General features: G+C 45.3%; 14 protein-coding genes and 1 tRNA gene. 4 read left to right on the top strand and 11 right to left on the bottom strand.

What is annotated here, in order from left to right; translation table 11 throughout:
• Positions 1–114 precede the first annotated feature (114 nt).
• The 3 genes from ppa to DCO17_RS04055 all read left to right on the top strand — a co-directional run bounded on the left by ppa (position 115) and on the right by DCO17_RS04055 (position 2,713).
• On the top strand, positions 115–651 hold the full coding sequence (ppa, locus tag DCO17_RS04065; RefSeq protein ID WP_173955519.1) for an inorganic diphosphatase: 537 nt from the start codon (positions 115–117) through the stop codon (positions 649–651).
• A 32-nt stretch (positions 652–683) separates the two neighbouring features.
• Positions 684–2,303, top strand: coding sequence for an NAD+ synthase (locus DCO17_RS04060; RefSeq protein WP_173955518.1), 1,620 nt, complete (start codon positions 684–686; stop codon positions 2,301–2,303).
• A 71-nt stretch (positions 2,304–2,374) separates the two neighbouring features.
• Positions 2,375–2,713, top strand: a complete 339-nt coding sequence (locus tag DCO17_RS04055) for a P-II family nitrogen regulator (protein ID WP_173955517.1) — start codon at positions 2,375–2,377, stop codon at positions 2,711–2,713.
• A gap of 29 nt (positions 2,714–2,742) precedes the next feature.
• Here DCO17_RS04055 and DCO17_RS04050 read toward each other — a convergent pair whose 3' ends face one another.
• Both DCO17_RS04050 and DCO17_RS04045 read right to left on the bottom strand, forming a co-directional pair.
• Positions 2,743–3,798, bottom strand: coding sequence for a helix-turn-helix domain-containing protein (locus DCO17_RS04050; RefSeq protein ID WP_173955516.1), 1,056 nt, complete (start codon positions 3,796–3,798; stop codon positions 2,743–2,745).
• A 90-nt stretch (positions 3,799–3,888) separates the two neighbouring features.
• Entirely contained in the window at positions 3,889–4,518 is a 630-nt protein-coding gene (locus DCO17_RS04045) for a response regulator transcription factor (RefSeq protein ID WP_173955515.1), read from the bottom strand.
• Between the two features lie 227 nt (positions 4,519–4,745).
• Here DCO17_RS04045 and ilvD point away from each other — a divergent pair, with 227 nt between their 5' ends.
• Complete coding sequence (gene ilvD / locus DCO17_RS04040) at positions 4,746–6,437, top strand: dihydroxy-acid dehydratase (RefSeq protein WP_173955514.1); 1,692 nt, start codon at positions 4,746–4,748, stop codon at positions 6,435–6,437.
• A gap of 83 nt (positions 6,438–6,520) precedes the next feature.
• On the opposite strand, the gene DCO17_RS04035 is transcribed toward ilvD, so the two are convergent.
• The 9 genes from DCO17_RS04035 to DCO17_RS03995 form a co-directional block, all read right to left on the bottom strand.
• Positions 6,521–7,000 (bottom strand): copper chaperone PCu(A)C, encoded by a 480-nt coding sequence (locus DCO17_RS04035; protein WP_173955513.1) that lies wholly within the window; start codon positions 6,998–7,000, stop codon positions 6,521–6,523.
• Between the two features lie 38 nt (positions 7,001–7,038).
• A complete protein-coding gene (locus DCO17_RS04030; RefSeq protein WP_173955512.1) occupies positions 7,039–7,515 on the bottom strand; it encodes a TlpA family protein disulfide reductase in 477 nt (158 codons plus the stop codon).
• Complete coding sequence (locus DCO17_RS04025) at positions 7,515–8,762, bottom strand: sialidase family protein (RefSeq protein ID WP_173955511.1); 1,248 nt, start codon at positions 8,760–8,762, stop codon at positions 7,515–7,517. Before DCO17_RS04025 ends, DCO17_RS04030 begins: the two co-directional genes overlap by 1 nt.
• Positions 8,762–10,948 carry a TonB-dependent receptor gene (locus tag DCO17_RS04020; protein WP_173955510.1) on the bottom strand — a complete coding sequence of 729 codons (2,187 nt, stop codon included), beginning with the start codon at positions 10,946–10,948 and terminating at the stop codon, positions 8,762–8,764. The genes DCO17_RS04025 and DCO17_RS04020 overlap by 1 nt, the downstream gene beginning before the upstream one ends.
• A gap of 68 nt (positions 10,949–11,016) precedes the next feature.
• Positions 11,017–11,385 (bottom strand): DUF2946 family protein, encoded by a 369-nt coding sequence (locus DCO17_RS04015; RefSeq protein WP_173955509.1) that lies wholly within the window; start codon positions 11,383–11,385, stop codon positions 11,017–11,019.
• 113 nt (positions 11,386–11,498) lie between these two features.
• Positions 11,499–12,761 carry an oxalate/formate MFS antiporter gene (oxlT, locus tag DCO17_RS04010; protein WP_173955508.1) on the bottom strand — a complete coding sequence of 421 codons (1,263 nt, stop codon included), beginning with the start codon at positions 12,759–12,761 and terminating at the stop codon, positions 11,499–11,501.
• Between the two features lie 514 nt (positions 12,762–13,275).
• Positions 13,276–13,351: transfer RNA gene (locus DCO17_RS04005), tRNA-Thr, on the bottom strand.
• 15 nt (positions 13,352–13,366) lie between these two features.
• On the bottom strand, positions 13,367–13,843 hold the full coding sequence (locus DCO17_RS04000) for a cyanophycin metabolism-associated DUF1854 family protein (RefSeq protein ID WP_173955507.1): 477 nt from the start codon (positions 13,841–13,843) through the stop codon (positions 13,367–13,369).
• Positions 13,840–16,197, bottom strand: coding sequence for a cyanophycin metabolism-associated ABC transporter (locus DCO17_RS03995; RefSeq protein ID WP_173955506.1), 2,358 nt, complete (start codon positions 16,195–16,197; stop codon positions 13,840–13,842). The genes DCO17_RS04000 and DCO17_RS03995 overlap by 4 nt, the downstream gene beginning before the upstream one ends.
• Positions 16,198–16,283: the final 86 nt, after the last annotated feature.

Below are 16,283 nucleotides of genomic sequence, written 5' to 3'. Positions count from 1 at the left end.
AGGTTTGCGAAGGCTTTAAACTATGGTCTTTAAGCTGTACCAGTATGTAGCAGAATTACCCCTGAGACCCCTCTCGAGGATCAGGGTATTTACTAATCACTATTCGGAGTATTTATGAGTCTCGACAACGTCAAGCCAGGTAAAAAGATCCCTGAGAGCTTTAACGTCATTATTGAAATCCCAATGAATGCGGATCCAATCAAGTATGAAGTTGATAAAGAGAGTGGCGCTATTTTTGTCGATCGCTTCATGGGCACTTCTATGCACTACCCATGTAACTATGGCTACATCAACAAAACCATTGCTGGTGATGGCGACCCTGTTGACGTTCTCGTGATTACTCCATTCCCACTCATTCCAGGTGTTGTTGTAAGTTGCCGCGCGATTGGCATCTTGATGATGGAAGATGAAGCAGGTCAAGATGCAAAATTGTTGGCCGTTCCAGAAGACAAGATTTTGCCGATCTACACCCACTGGCAAAAACCAGAAGATATGAACCCATTGCGTTTGAATCAGATTCAACACTTCTTCGAGCACTACAAAGATCTCGAAAAAGGTAAATGGGTCAAAGTTAAAGGCTGGGGTGGTGTTGCCGATGCTCATAAAGAAATTCTGGAGGGGATTGAGCGTTACAACAAAGAAAACGCTTAATTCGCTAACACTAAAAGGCTTTGTGATTCGGAGTGAGCGCGCAAACCATCGCCCTAGCCCAAATCAACCCATTACTGGGTGATTTGACTGGCAATGCGCAGCTCATTCTCAAAGCCGCTCAAGAAGCCAGCACCAAAGGCGCCAAGCTTCTTGTTACCCCAGAGCTCTCGCTTACTGGCTACCCTCCAGAAGACTTATTGCTGCGCCCTGCTTTTATTGAAGCGGCTGCGCATGAGCTGGAATCTCTCTCAAAGTCACTAGCGCAATTTCCAGACCTCTCGGTCATAGTGGGACATCCAAAACAAACTGAAAATGGTTTGCAGAACTATGCTTCCGTGCTGCGCAATGGCAAAGTGATTGCGGGTTACGCCAAGCAAGAATTACCCAACCATGAAGTATTTGATGAAGTGCGCTACTTCGTACCCGGAAATGAAGCATGTGTATTTGAATGTAATGGCATTTCATATGGCGTGATTTTGTGTGAAGACGCTTGGCATGCCGGTCCGGCAAAACAAGCGCACGCTGCTGGCGCACAAATACTATTGGTACCTAACGCATCACCCTACCATCTCCAGAAAGAAGCATTGCGTATCGATGTCTTGCGCAGTCATATTGCGCAAACCAAAATGCCTTTGGTATATGTCAATGCCGTTGGTGGTCAAGATGAGTTGGTATTTGATGGAGGCTCATTTGCCTTAAACAGCAAAGGCGAAGTGGCTATGGCAATGCCACAGTTTGAGTCTAGTCTTGGCTTGGTCAATGTCAATGCAGCCGCCGAACTTGAATCTGGATCCATTACCCCAACCCAAAGCGTAGAAGCACAGGCTTATCAAGCTCTCGTTTTGGGTGTGCGCGATTACGTGAATAAGAACCGCTTCCCGGGTGTGATTATTGGCCTATCTGGTGGGGTTGACTCTGCCTTAGTGCTCGCTATTGCAGTTGATGCGCTTGGCGCTGATAAAGTACGCACAGTCATGATGCCTTCACGCTATACGGCAGACATCTCCTGGATTGATGCCAGGGAGATGGCTCAGAACTTAGGCGTGCAATACGATGAAATTCCGATTAGTGGGCCTGTCGATGCACTGGAATCTTCTTTGGCGGAGCAATTTAAAGGCTTGCCAGTAGATGCCACTGAAGAGAATATTCAAGCGCGTGTACGCGGCACCCTACTGATGGCGCTTTCGAATAAAACTGGACGCCTAGTATTAACCACCGGCAACAAGAGCGAAATGGCTGTCGGCTACTGCACTCTCTACGGCGATATGGCTGGTGGCTTTGCAGTCATCAAAGATATTGCCAAGACTTTGGTTTATCGTTTATGCGCTTATCGCAATAGCATTGCACCAATCATTCCAGAGCGTATTCTGACGCGTGCACCTTCAGCAGAATTGCGCCCCGATCAAAAAGATCAAGATAGCCTACCGTCATATGAAGTGCTCGATGGCATTGTTGAGCGCTATATGGAGCAGAACCAATCTATCTCCCAGATTATTGCTGCTGGCTATGATGTTGAAAGCGTAGAAAAAGTAACGCGCTTGATTAAGCTGAACGAATACAAACGTCGTCAAGCGCCGCCCGGGGTGCGCGTTACCACCCGCGCTTTTGGTCGCGACTGGCGCTACCCCATCACATCCCAATTTAGAGCCTAAAGTGCTCATAGAAGGTCAAATTTGGCACTTCTTTCCAGTTCTAGGTATGATTACTGCATTAGGGGGAATACATGAAACTCATTACATCAATCATTAAACCGTTCAAACTCGATGAAGTTCGCGAAGCGCTAGCTGAAGTTGGCGTCACTGGCCTTACCGTTACTGAAGTTAAGGGTTTTGGTCGTCAAAAAGGTCATACCGAGCTCTATCGTGGCGCTGAATATGTTGTCGACTTCTTACCTAAAGTAAAAGTTGAAGCCGTTGTTCCAGGCGATCGTGTTGAAGCGGCTATTGAAGCAATTACCAAAGCTGCACGCACTGGCAAGATTGGTGATGGAAAAATCTTCATCACCCCGGTTGAGCAAGTAATTCGTATTCGCACTGGCGAAACAAACGAATCTGCGGTCTAAGGATCTAGCTTAGACTGAAGTAGCCAGTTTCAACGAAACTGGGAATCTGCGGGAGCCAATGGCTGAATGATTTCAGCCGGCTCCAAAAGAATATTCTTTGCAGCGATATTAGATGGGCGTACTTTTACACCTTGATAATAGATATCTACTTGGGCCGCACCTGAAGTTAACACCTTCAATGGTGGCTTCCCATAAATACTTACCCCCACTCCAGGCTCTAGCGTTTTATTTTGAGTCTTGCCGCTCGCATCAACAACACAAACCGTTTGCGCAGTCTTTGATTGCAAATACACCATATCTCCCGCCTTTTTAGGTGCGTCCGGTCTGTAACTCACCGCTGCGGTATCTGCAGGCGGACACTCTGTTGGTGGCGCTGCCACAGGAGCTTGGGCCGAGACTGGAGTAGGCGTAGCGGCGGCCGCAACGGGTTCCGGAGTGCTTGGTGATGCAGCTTTAGGATCGGCAGGCGTATCAGAGGAGGTTGTTGCTTGAGTTTGCTCTACAACCACCACTTCTTCTTTAACCACCTCTGGGAAAAATGATGGGCGCAAATTAATGATTGAAAAAACGAGTGCCACAGCAATACCTCCAAGAATATACAACTTTCTCTTTGGATTTTTTGAGGTGGAACTTTGGGTACTTTGATTAATCGCTTGTTGAGATGGTGCAAATTTTCTTGCGTCATCTGCTTTTTTAAGATCGCTTGTCTTAACCGACCCTGATGACTCCGCATCAGTAACTTGAACTTCCTTGGCTACTTTTTCTGAATCCTTAGCCTCCTCTTCGGATTCTTCTTTAACTTCTTCTTTTGCTTCTTCATTAGCCTCTGCTTTATTCGATGCCACCGCTCCAAAATCAAAAGCATCTTCTTCTTTAAGCTTTAGTAAGCCTGCCACTTTTTTTGCGGCAGTTACCTTTACTTGAGGACCATAAAAAGTGTCGGTCTCGCCATTCTCAATTTGTTCGATTTGACGAACAGATAAACATGCCATTACAGATAATTCTTTAGTGCTTAGACCAAGACTTTCTCGAGCCTTGGTAAAGGCCTCTTTTTTAATTTCAGGAAGTTTGTTTGGTGTGTTCACTTGCCAGAATCAATTTTGTTGAATTTAATATATTTGATACTAATCCGATAATGGCACAGAAGTAATTAGCCGTATAGACAATTGTTGGCTTCAGACGGTCAGGGGGTGGTTTTCAAGATCGGACTCCAAGTACTTCTTGACTAAGGTCTGTAGCGATTCCGCATGCATCTTTTCCATCACCCTAGCCTTGTGCACCTTAATCGTGGCATCTGTAGTCCCTAGCTTGACGGCGATATCTTTATTTAACAGCCCCTTTACCAACCAAGCACAGACCTCCCTCTCCCTGGGCGTCAGCTTTTCATAATCACGTTTTGTTTCCACATCAAGAGAAACACGCCTTAGTTGACGACTATCAAAATCAACAGCATCTGCTACCGCCTTTAATAGCTCCTCTAAATTAAAGGGCTTAAATAGAAAATCGAGTGCACCTTTCTTAAGCCCTTGCACAATTTGATGAGGGTGGCTTTGACCGCTTACAAAGACGATGGGTGTCTTGCGACCCAGTTTCAGAAGCGCTTCTTGCAAATCTAAGCCGGTCATATCTGGCATTTGCATATCTAACAAGATAACGGCTGGGGATACCGGAACGGATTTCTCTAAAAATACACTTGCAGAGGCGTAATCCTCTACGAGATAGCCCAGCTCTCGCAACATCCTAGTGAGAGATAAGCGCATAGACTCATCATCATCAATCAGGTAAACGTGGCCGACTTTAGTCATTGAATTCAAAGGAAAAAATATTCTGTAGGTAAATGTACTGCAGCAAATTTGATAAGGCTATTAGCTATCAGGCTAATATTTACTGCCAAACAGCAATATTTCCTGGGATTTGATATTGCAACGCAGCATACAGAAGTCGACTCCAATATCCACCCCAGAAATACGGCATTTGATATATCACGGCACAATAGAGCCTTTCGAAACAACCCTTTTTTGGAGTAACTTGCATGAAACGCCTTAATGAACGCTCTCGTATGGTCACTGAGGGAGTTGCTCGCGCACCCAACCGCTCGATGTATTACGCGATGGGCTATCAAGAAAAGGATTTCTCCAAGCCTATGGTTGGAGTTGCTAATGGCCACTCCACTATTACTCCATGCAACAGCGGTTTACAAAAACTAACTGATGCAGCAGTCACTGCCCTCGAAGAAGCTGGCGCCAAGGCGCAAATGTTCGGCACTCCAACAGTATCCGATGGTATCGGCATGGGCACCGAGGGCATGAAGTATTCACTCGTGTCTCGTGAAGTGATTGCCGATAGCATTGAAACTTGTGTCAATGGTTTATGGCAAGACGGTGTAGTAGTGGTTGGTGGTTGCGATAAGAATATGCCAGGCGGCATGATGGCGATTGCCCGCACCAATGTTCCAGCAATTTATGTTTACGGTGGCACCATTAAACCAGGCCATTACAAAGGCAAAGATCTAAATATTGTTTCCGCATTCGAGGCGGTTGGTGAATTTACCTCCGGCAGAATGACTGAAGAAGACTTGAAGGGTGTTGAGCAACACGCTTGCCCAGGTAGCGGCTCTTGCGGCGGCATGTATACCGCCAACACAATGAGTTCAGCCTTTGAAGCCCTAGGCATGAGCCTTCCCTACTCTTCCACTATGGCTAATGAAGATGCCGAGAAGGTGGCGAGCGCTGCTGAATCTGCACGCGTATTAGTTGAAGCCATTAAAAATAATTTACGTCCACGCGACATCATCACCAAAAAATCCATTGAGAATGCGGTGAGCGTCATCATGGCGGTTGGTGGATCTACGAATGCGGTATTGCATTTCTTGGCAATTACTAGCGCAGCAGAAATTGAATGGACGATTGATGACTTTGAACGTATTCGTAAACGCGTTCCCGTCATCGTTGACATGAAACCGTCCGGCACTTACCTTGCAACAGATTTACATCAAGCTGGTGGCATCCCACAAGTGATGAAGATTTTGTTAGATGGTGGCTTATTGCATGGCGATTGCATGACAATCACTGGCAAAACCATTGCTGAAGTATTAAAAGATGTTCCATCCGTACCACGTGCCGATCAAAAGGTAATTCGCACTTTAGACAATCCTTTGTATAAGCAAGGCCACTTAGCAATCTTGAAGGGCAATATCTCTCCGGAAGGTTGCGTTGCCAAAATTACCGGCCTCAAGAACCCCTCCATTACCGGCCCAGCCCGTGTATTTGATTCTGAAGATGACGCGATGGCTGCCATCATGGCGCAGAAGATTAAAGATGGTGACATCGTTGTGATTCGCTACGAAGGTCCTAAAGGTGGTCCCGGTATGCGTGAGATGCTTGCACCCACATCTGCCCTAGTGGGTCAAGGCTTAGGTGAATCTGTAGGCCTCATTACCGATGGTCGCTTCTCTGGTGGCACATGGGGTATGGTGGTTGGTCACGTTGCCCCAGAAGCTTATGTTGGAGGCACCATTGCACTCATCAACGAGGGTGATTCAGTAACTATCGATGCACACAAGCTCTTAATCCAGCTCAATGTGAGCGATGAAGAAATCGCTAAGCGTCGCGCCGCATGGAAGCAACCTAAGCCACGTTATACCCGCGGCTTGCTAGCTAAGTACGCCAAGTTGGCGAGCACAGCAAGTAAAGGTGCGGTTACAGACTTGAACTTGGATCTATAAGCAAACAACAGAGGTCCAAAAACATAGCCCCTAGGTAAAACTAGGGGCTTTTTTATTTAAGGCAATCTCAATGCCAATAGCTCTTAGTGACTATGTTGAGCACCAACTTCATTTACAGGCAACTTCACTTCCAACTCACCTGCCTTTGCAAATTTCAGTTTCACTGGAACCGTTTGCCCAGCAGCAAATGGGCCTTTGAGATTCAAGAACATTAAGTGATATCCACCTGGCTTTAACTCAACAGAACCACCAGCAGGAACGGCAATATCTTTTACTTGACGCATTTTCATGACATTGCCATCCATGGTCATTTCGTGTAATTGCACCTCACCTGCCGCAGGCGAACTTGCGGATAACAGTTGATCAGTAGTATTGCCCTTGTTATCGATTTTCATAAAACCACCGGCCACTTGCTGACCAGGTGCAGTAGCACGGGTATAGGCACCCTCAATTTTGATTGCATCTGTTTTAACAGTTTTTGTAACGCCCTGCGCCATTGAGATGCCTAATACTGCAAAACCAAGAACGCCACTAGCAATCACTTTTACTAAAAATTGTTTCATTACATTCTCCTTAAGAATTCTTTATCTTGCCAGCCAACTTAAGTGCTGACTAAATACCATTGTTTTAATTTATCGAAATCCATAGTGCCTGTTTTCCGAATCACTTTGCCATTCTTATCGATAAGTAATGTCATTGGTGTTTCACCTCGCCACTTGGCATCAATCTCGTAGCGCAAAGCATCATCGAATGGTGACGCTAATGTATAAGCATTGGCCCCAGCAAGACCGCCAGATGACATCATCTTAGAGGCGCTATCGGGAGAAACATCGTCGACCTGTATAAAAATAACTTTCGCGTTCTTATTTTGAGCAAGAAACTTCCCCCATTGCGGCATCTCTTTAGCGCAAGGAGCGCAAGTAACACCCCAAAAGTGAATCACTACTGCTTGACCAACATAAGGCTTGGTTACCGCCTTCCAATCCCCTTTTTGGTAATTCTTGATGGAATTGTTTTGCGCCAACCCTGATTGAATAAAAATACACATCAAGGAAATTAGTAGAAGGAGCTTTTTCATTATCTTGAGTTTAATGGAATCAATTGGTAACCATCTTCACGAGTAAGCCAAGATAGATATACCTCATCGTCTTGGTTTAATAGGAGTGGATGATCGCTATAGCCAGTTGTACTAGAAACCATTACTGGCACAGACCAAGTCTTTCCATCATCAAATGATTTCTTTAGGTGGATTGATGTACGCACCCCATCAAATTCTTTCCACACCAACCAAATGGATTTACCCACCGCCAGTAGATATGGTCTTGAGATATTCGCATCTACAGCCCCAATACGTTGCGGCCTTGTGTATGCCTCGCCCTGATTAACGGAGCTTGCGTAAAACACTCCAGAACGAGCACTTCCTTGAGTAAACCAGGCAACATGTATCTTTCCTGAATCGGAGATGGCGATAGTCGGCCCATGATGTGGGCAAGCATCTGTCTTCCACCCATCATTTGAGACGCGACGAATTTGCCCAGACCCAGATGATGTAATGATTTGGCTTGCATGATCCCGTACGCCGCCAGGAAAGATTGCACGGTAGACAATTCCCACCCCACCCTTAGGATCCCCACTTACGCCGATTCGACAACACTCGCAACTTGATTCGTTAGCAATTCTTTCTGGAGCAAAAGTCACCCCACCATCTTCAGAGAATGCATATGCAATAGATCCGCCCAGGCGTTGCTGCCCCGCCTTTTTAGCATCAGCCACTAAACGCTTATCAATCCATGCTACAAAAATCTTGTTATCCGGTTGAACTAATACAGATGGAAATCTCTGGCTAGAGGAGTCATTTACCAAAGAGTTTGGCGTTGAGAATATCTTACCTCCATCATTTGAAACTGAGGTATTGATTTGCGCATTCCAATTGGAGTCCTTAAAAAAGGCATAAGCTAAAAATACTTGACCGTTGGAATTAGCAACAATTTGCGGCCTAGCATCAGCACCTGAATCCAAGGACTTACCGTGTTGAGCAATAGCCACTGGGGATGAAAATGTTTTTCCCTTGTCCCCTGACTGCGCAACTGAAACTACACCACCTGCAGTCCAAGCTAATAACAAGCTGCTGTCAGCCATGAAGAATGGAGTCGCAGCATTGGCGCACTCTAAGCCAGACCCAGCACAAGCCGCCGGCTTGGCTGGAGCAATATCCATCATATGAGATGAGTGATCTGTTTGAGCGACCGCAGACTGGAGGATGAAGAATCCCCCAAGACCTAGCAAAAGAAACTTAGTAAAGATGGAATTCAATTTTGTATTCATCAGAAAATAACTCGTGCGCCCACATTAATAGATTGCGGCATACCAAGAACATAACCTGTATTGCTTGAGCCCGTTCCAAAAGTAATATATTGGCGATTAAATAAATTTACAGCGGATGCATATACAGTCGCATTTTTTGTCAAATCATAGTTGGCACGCAACCCCACAACTGCGTATGCCGGGACTGGTAACGTATTTGCGGTATTCATCCAAGAACTACCAACATAGCGCAATGTCGCACTTAAGCTGGCTTGCGGCACCGGATAGTAAGTCAATCCTCCTCCCAGCAAATTCTGAGGCACCCCTCCTATTTGCTTTCCCGTCGGATCACTGGTGGCACTCATAGTTAGCTGCGTACTAGTAAAGGAATAGTTAGCATCTGCTGCCCACTGAGAATTAATGTCGTGATGAAGCTGAAATTCAATGCCCTGGCTAAGTAAATTCTGATTATTTGTGTAATAGCTTAAGCTTGAAGAATTGCAAATTCCATAATTGCTTTGACCGGTCCAGGTAGCTGAAGCGCCGCATAGTTGCTTTGCCAAGGCTTGATCGGTGGCACTATTTTTATTTAGAGAGTAAGAAGCCACTGCACTCTGAATATAGTTATTAAATCCGGTTAATTGAACAAACCCACCTTTCCATCGATAGTCAGTGCCAATTTCATAACCCGTCATCGTCTCAGGGGTAAGGTTTGGGTTGGCAAAACTGAAACCCGTCGACGATCCATATGACCTGAGAGTATTATTTAAGCCTGGCGCGTGAAAAGCTTGATAGGCAGCCGATCTTAAATCCCAATTATTAGACAGCTTATACAAAAATCCCAAAGTGGGACTCAGTTGCGTCTTACTTTGATTGGGGATATTTTGATAGACTGGATTGGCGCCATTTGCGCCAGTATTGTAATTTGTGGGGGTTTGACTATTCCATTGATCTATTCGGGCAGCCAAGGTTGTCTCAAGCGGGAATGATTCGGCGTTTGACTTTAGCTGTCCCATCAAACCGTAAAAAGTCTGCTGGCCCTGGGCGTAATTTACAGCCGCAAGAGTACCATTGTTATTTAGGTTATTTGTAAAATTTGAGCCGGCAATATTGCGCGCATCAACACCAACAACATATTGATCGATCACTCCCGTTAGCTTTTTCGTAAACAATGCGGACGCACCAACAGTGCTATAAGGATCTTTGTAGTTTGCATTTACATATGGCGTATTAGATGGGACTCCATTCGATGCACTAGTAGTTGTAGATCCATTTTGCTTATTGAAGCCAGTATTTTCATAAAAGATATTGACGTCAACCTTGGATTCATTATCTAAGCGAGTTGTAGTACCGGCAGCCAAATCAGTTTCTTGCATGATATTGGACGCAAACGAATATCCTGAAGATAGATCGGACATGGTGTGATAGCCTGCCCTAAAAAATCCATTGGTATCTTGACTGGTTTTAAAGTAACCCTGCAGCCTCATATTAGAGTTATGAGAACTTGCCGGGCCTTGACCATTTTTAATGCTATTGGGTGATGCTGGAGATATGGTTGCAATCTGTTGATAACCATCGGTTGAAAAATAATCCGCAGAAAACCTCAGCTGCAATGCGTCTGAAGCCATCAGGTCTTTTGATGCCGCTATATTTCCAGTCCCATAGGATCCTATGCTGGCGGAAACTTCTTGCTGACTATTAACTGGAGTCTTAGTCTTAATATTAATAACTCCGCCCATTCCGTAGTTTCCCCATAAACTGGAGACCCCTCCTCGAATGAATTCCACAGACTCAATAGAAGACATGGGAACTAAATTCCATTGCACCGTCCCATAAAATGCATCATTAGCAGGCAGACCATCAATTAAAACTAGAGTTCTAGCATTACCAAGGCCTCGGACATTAATGCTTTGGCCTGTAGGATCTTTTTGATAGTAAGGCGTGTCATTCAAAACAACGCCTGGCACGTTTTTTAATATTTGATCTATGGTTTGGTCGGGCGCTACCTCTAATACTTCTTTAGTCAAAATAGTGGTGTTAAGAGGGATTTCATCTAAAGCACTACCAGAGCGTGTTGCTGAAACTGTAACGCTCTTTAATTTCTGATCATAATCAGGTGGTGGCGCAATCTGCGCCGACACACTAATGATTGCCAAACTCAGCAATAAACCCAATACTGCACTATTTCTCTTCGTCTGTAACCGCATTACTTTTCCACACAATATTCGGCAACATCGTTGCCAATTACATAGCTAGGCTATGCCCTAAGTTTTATTTAGGCTTGTGTAGGAGGTGCTGCTGAGGGAGGCGTTACCCAAACAGAGAGTGGCTTGGGTGATTGATAGAAAAGTTTTGGAAGCAACGCAAACGATGATGGTGCTGCAAAAGTGAGATTGGTATTAAATGCTGGTGTGATGTTGGCGTGAGTTACGCAGTATGGGCAAGGCTGCATGGAATTGCTAGCCTCATCATCAATCTGGACATCCAACCGCATCTTGCTACCATCAGCAGAACAGATTTCCATTGCTAAACCGTGACCACCCTTAGCAAGTGACACCGCTTGTGAAACCGCTGGCGCAAGAGCACTCATTGCAATTGCCATGGCGGCAATCCAGTGAATGAAGCGGTTTTTATGGAAATTCATGATGAGAAGATTTTATCTGAATTAACCAGTCGCCCTCTTCTTATGGTTCACTTTGCATTTTGGGCAAATAAAAAGGGGTCCGAAGACCCCTTTTTGTTGGTATATGAACCAAATTACATATTGGCAGAGCGCTCGATGAGTTTGCGACGCATTGGACGCAATACAAACCAAGCCAAGATCGCAGCAGTTCCGTTCAAGAAACTAGCAACCCAGAAAACCGCTTCCCAACCACCAGTAGCAGTTACCAATACGCTAGACAATGGAACGAGCAAAGATGCTGTACCTTTTGCTGTGTAGAGCAAGCCTGCGTTACCAGCTGCATAGGTTGAGCCGAATGTGTCAGCATTGGTTGATGGGAACAAGCTATAGATCTCGCCCCATGCGAAGAACACTAAACCAGTCAACAGAACAAACATCACTGGATCACGACCGAGGTAGTACAAACCAAGAATACCCAAGCACTCAAAAGTGAAGCACAGTGTCATCGTTTGCTCGCGACCAATCTTGTCAGATACCCAACCAAAGAAAGGACGTGTCAAACCGTTCAATACACGATCAACTGTCAATGCAAATGTCAAAGCTGGTAATGCTAAGCCCATCAAGCTCACTGTTACGCCAGCAATTTGGAAGTCCTTAGCAATTGGGCCCAACTGAGCAGTAGCCATCAAGCCACCAGCTGCAACCATCACGAACATTATGTACATGATCCAGAATACTGGCTGCTTCACCATCTCCATTGGACGGAAGTCTTTACGTGTCTGCACAACGGCTGCTTTAACGTTTGTAATGGCGCTCTTAACTGGCTTAGAAAGCAACAAGCTGAGAACTACTACGATTACGCCCTGACCGATACCGAAATACCAGAAAGCATCTTGGTAGCCTTGGTTAGCAATCATGTTTGCAATTGGAATAACAGTCAATGCAGAACCAGCACCGAAGCCAGCCGCAGTCATACCAGCAGCCAAACCACGACGATCTGGGAACCATTTCAATGCATTACCAACGCATGTGCCATAAACAGCACCTGCACCAACACCACTAACAGCAGCTGCTACGTAGAGCATTGTTAATGTTTCAGCGTGGGCATTCATCATCCAGCCGAGGCCGCACAAGATACCGCCGCCAAATACTACTGGACGTGGGCCAAATTTATCAACGAGGTAGCCTTCAATAGGCACCAACCAAGTTTCGGTCAATACGAAAATCGTGAATGCAACTTGAATTGCTGCACGACCCCAACCAAACTTGGCATCAATTGGGTTTACAAACAAGGTCCAACCATACTGCAAGTTAGCAATCATCGACATACAAATAATGCCGATTAGTAGCTGAAACCAACGGCCTCCAATTGGCCCAGTAGTTTGCGTACCGCTCATTTAAATCTCCTATTTATACTTTTATAGATTCTTAAAAATCACCCCACTAAAAAGGGGTTACGTGATTTTTAAGCATTTGATTAAAGATAATCTTGACGTTAATCAAGATTCCCCCAAAACCCCACTAGTGATTACCCTTCTAAAATCCTTCTAGGATTTAGGGGTATTAAGAGTGATTTAACTGAATTCATCTGCATGGGCGGGCGAAATTTCTAAACAAAAAAGCCACCCGAAGGTGGCCTTTTTGATTTCGTAATTTTTAAATTACATGCCGCGGTAAGCGCCGTCGAAATCATAGTGACGGGGAGCCTGCTCTTGGCTAGTTGTGCTTTCAGTAAAAAGCTGGTTAATCATATTCAACAATACAGTCATTTGAATCTCCTTAAGGGTTAATACTTAGAGTATAACCCTAATATTATTGCGATGCAACAAGTTCGGATAAGCTAATTAGGAAATCCATAAGCACAGTAACTTATTGATTTTATTGTTTTTATAATTTTAGGTGAGGATTATTTGGTGCCGCTTGCCGGAATCGAACTGGCGACCTTTTCATTACGAATGAACTGCTCTACCAACTGAGCTAAAGCGGCCTGGCTGAGTAAATTCTAGCGGAAACGGTCCAAAAACTTCTTGCTGAGCTTATCAAGTTGGGTTGAGTCTTTGATTAAGAACTGCAAGCCATTTGAATCAGCGATCAAAAGTGTATTGCCAGCGATTCTGCGGATATCTTCCTCGCCCTTCAAGCGAATCCGAGTTGGTCCGCGGTCAGTTTCAATATCCCAAATACTAGGCGTTGCAAAGGTAGAAACTCTTGTGATCTTTTCAATCACCGGCATAAATTCACGTGCGGCTAGTTCTTCTTCGATCAGCACAAGCTCTGCTTTAGGAATATCCGCAACATTCGGATACCAGCAAACTTCTTTGCCTGATTGATTCATGATGCCAATGCCACTAGTAGGCGCCGTAATTGGAAATGCTCTAACTGGGTGAACACCAATATGTGAAACACCTTTTGCATCAACAAAAACTAAACGACCTAGTGAATCACGGTGCAGTTGATTGGCAGGGTTGTGTTGTGTCATACCCCTCCCCCAATATTTTTCGCGATCACCTGCAATGTCTCTTCTTGCTTCTCTTCTTGTTTTTCTTCAGCAGATTCTTCCAAACTTTCACCAATGGCGCCGCCTTCAACCAGCTCTGCAGCATGGCGTAATTGGGCTTGATACAAGGTGTAGTAAGCGCCTTGTGCTTCCATTAACTGCTCGTGAGAACCAATCTCTACGATCTCGCCTTTATCAAGTACTACTAGGCGATCAGCCTTTCTCAAGGTAGAGAGACGGTGCGCGATTGCAATAGTTGTGCGGCCTTTAACCAGATTATCCAAAGCCCGCTGAATTTCTTTTTCGGTAGTAGTGTCCACAGATGATGTTGCTTCATCCAAGATCAAGATGCTTGGATTAATGAGCAAGGCTCTTGCAATTGATATACGTTGACGTTCGCCACCAGAGAGTGACTGACCACGCTCACCTACTAGTGAGTCATAACCTAGCGGCAAACGCAAAATGAATTCATGGGCATGCGCAGCGCGCGCAGCTTCAATGATTTCCTCACGAGTTGCATCAGGTTTGCCGTATGCAATGTTTTCCGCAATCGTTCCAAAGAACAAGAATGGTTCTTGCAATACCAATCCGATACGCTTGCGATAGTCGGCAATGCCAATACTGCGAATATCACGCCCATCTAATGCGATAGAACCAGAACTCACATCATAGAAACGGCAAATCAAGTTCACCAAGGTGCTCTTACCTGAGCCACTATGGCCAACCAAGCCAATCATTTCGCCGGGAGCGATTTCTAAATCGATTCCCTTGGATACGGCGCGGTTGCCATAACGGAAACCCACGCCACGCATTGTGATTCGCCCCTGCACAGGACCCAAAGGAGCAGGATTGATTGGCTCGGGAACACTTGATACGTGATCAAGAATGTCAAAGATACGCTTGGCGCCAGCGGCCGCTTTTTGTGTGTGCGAAACAATGCGGCTCATAGAATCTAAGCGCACATAGAAACGACCAATATAAGCAAGGAAAGCAATCAGAACACCCACTGTTACTTTTTGATGAGCTACCTGCCAAATACCAAAACCCCATACCACCAGCAAACCAGTCTCAGTTAACAAAGTTACTGTCGGTGAAAACAATCCCCACACACGATTGACTCGATCATTGATTTGCAAATTGTGTTTGTTGGAGTCTATAAAACGTTTGAGCTCACGATCTTCTTGTGCGAATGCTTTAACAACACGAATACCTGGAATGGTATCGGCCAAAATATTCGTGACCTCAGACCAAATGCGATCAATCTTTTCAAAACCAAAGCGCAACTTATCGCGTACCACATGAATCATCCAAACGATAAATGGCAAAGGGGCTAACGTAACTAATGCGAGCAAAGGATCAATCGAAACCAAGATGGCCGCAGTCATCGTAATCATGAGGACATCAGTCGCAAAGTCAAGCGCATAAAGGGATAGGAAGACGCAGATACGATCTGTCTCTGCACCAATGCGGGCTATCAAGTCTCCAGTGCGCTTGCCCCCAAAGTACTCCAGCGAGAGCTTCAGTAAATGCTCAAAGGTGGTATTACGTAAGTCAGCGCCAATACGCTCGCTTACCAAGGCAAGTAAGTATGTTTTCCACCAACCAAGACCCCAAGCAACTACTGCAGCACCAAATAGCGCTAGCAAATACATGCTCGCCAAATGGAAATCAATTGGATTACCACGCTCGTATGGAATCAATACATGATCCATTAAAGGCATCGTAAGGTATGGCGGGATTAAAGTTGCCCCAGTAGAAAGTAGCGTCAATACAAAGCCGAGTAATAACTGGTTTTGATAAGGCTTGGCAAAACGCCAAAGCTTAAAAAGCGTCCAAGTTGAAGGCGGTTTATCGTCTTCAGGATCGCACGTTGGACAAACGTCAGAGTTTGCTGGCTTAGGACTTAAGCAAACTGGGCAAACTTGTTTGTCGTACTCACTGAGTTCAGTCTCGCTTTGCTGACCATCCTTTGTGAGTTTTCTGAAAGACGATTGAAGACGCAATACCTGGGGGTTTACTGCGAGAGTGAAATACCAAACCCTTTTCAAACTATTGGCTAGCTCGAGCCTTAAGTGCCCGACACCCGCATGATCCCCATGAAGCAAGTGCTCTTCTACATTGACCGCCCAAGACTCGAAATGTTGGCCATCAGTCCACATTAAAAGCCGCCCTGTCAGCAGCAAAAGGCTCTTGTTAAAACGCAGATCTGCATCTAAGTCGAGCTCAACCCATGCCAGCACAGCCTCTTGGGATTGAATGGGCGATTTTTCACCCCTCAGAATAGCTTGCCAGTGGCTTGGCAAAGCGGGGGCAAAAGGTAGGATTTCTGGCTTCATTAACCCTAAAAGTATAGTGGAGCTCAATTTTTTAGATTTATTGTCTCTGTCAACTTTAGGAGGCAGAAAACCGTTAAATTAGCGTA

Origin of the sequence: Polynucleobacter tropicus, from assembly GCF_013307225.1 — a bacterium.
GTDB classification, from domain to species: domain Bacteria; phylum Pseudomonadota; class Gammaproteobacteria; order Burkholderiales; family Burkholderiaceae; genus Polynucleobacter; species Polynucleobacter tropicus.
Note: the sequence above shows the minus strand (reverse complement) of the source record. Positions and strands in the feature narration are given on the sequence as shown.

What these genes read in the sequence shown, in the direction of transcription:
- DCO17_RS03995 (WP_173955506.1), bottom strand. Translation starts at nt 16,197, where the DNA reads ATGAAGCCAGAAATCCTACCTTTTGCCCCCGCTTTGCCAAGCCACTGG.
- oxlT (WP_173955508.1), bottom strand. Translation starts at nt 12,761, where the DNA reads ATGAGCGGTACGCAAACTACTGGGCCAATTGGAGGCCGTTGGTTTCAG.
- DCO17_RS04055 (WP_173955517.1), top strand. Translation starts at nt 2,375, where the DNA reads ATGAAACTCATTACATCAATCATTAAACCGTTCAAACTCGATGAAGTT.
- DCO17_RS04045 (WP_173955515.1), bottom strand. Translation starts at nt 4,518, where the DNA reads ATGACTAAAGTCGGCCACGTTTACCTGATTGATGATGATGAGTCTATG.
- ppa (WP_173955519.1), top strand. Translation starts at nt 115, where the DNA reads ATGAGTCTCGACAACGTCAAGCCAGGTAAAAAGATCCCTGAGAGCTTT.
- DCO17_RS04000 (WP_173955507.1), bottom strand. Translation starts at nt 13,843, where the DNA reads ATGACACAACACAACCCTGCCAATCAACTGCACCGTGATTCACTAGGT.
- DCO17_RS04015 (WP_173955509.1), bottom strand. Translation starts at nt 11,385, where the DNA reads ATGAATTTCCATAAAAACCGCTTCATTCACTGGATTGCCGCCATGGCA.
- ilvD (WP_173955514.1), top strand. Translation starts at nt 4,746, where the DNA reads ATGAAACGCCTTAATGAACGCTCTCGTATGGTCACTGAGGGAGTTGCT.
- DCO17_RS04025 (WP_173955511.1), bottom strand. Translation starts at nt 8,762, where the DNA reads ATGAATACAAAATTGAATTCCATCTTTACTAAGTTTCTTTTGCTAGGT.
- DCO17_RS04030 (WP_173955512.1), bottom strand. Translation starts at nt 7,515, where the DNA reads ATGAAAAAGCTCCTTCTACTAATTTCCTTGATGTGTATTTTTATTCAA.
- DCO17_RS04020 (WP_173955510.1), bottom strand. Translation starts at nt 10,948, where the DNA reads ATGCGGTTACAGACGAAGAGAAATAGTGCAGTATTGGGTTTATTGCTG.
- DCO17_RS04035 (WP_173955513.1), bottom strand. Translation starts at nt 7,000, where the DNA reads ATGAAACAATTTTTAGTAAAAGTGATTGCTAGTGGCGTTCTTGGTTTT.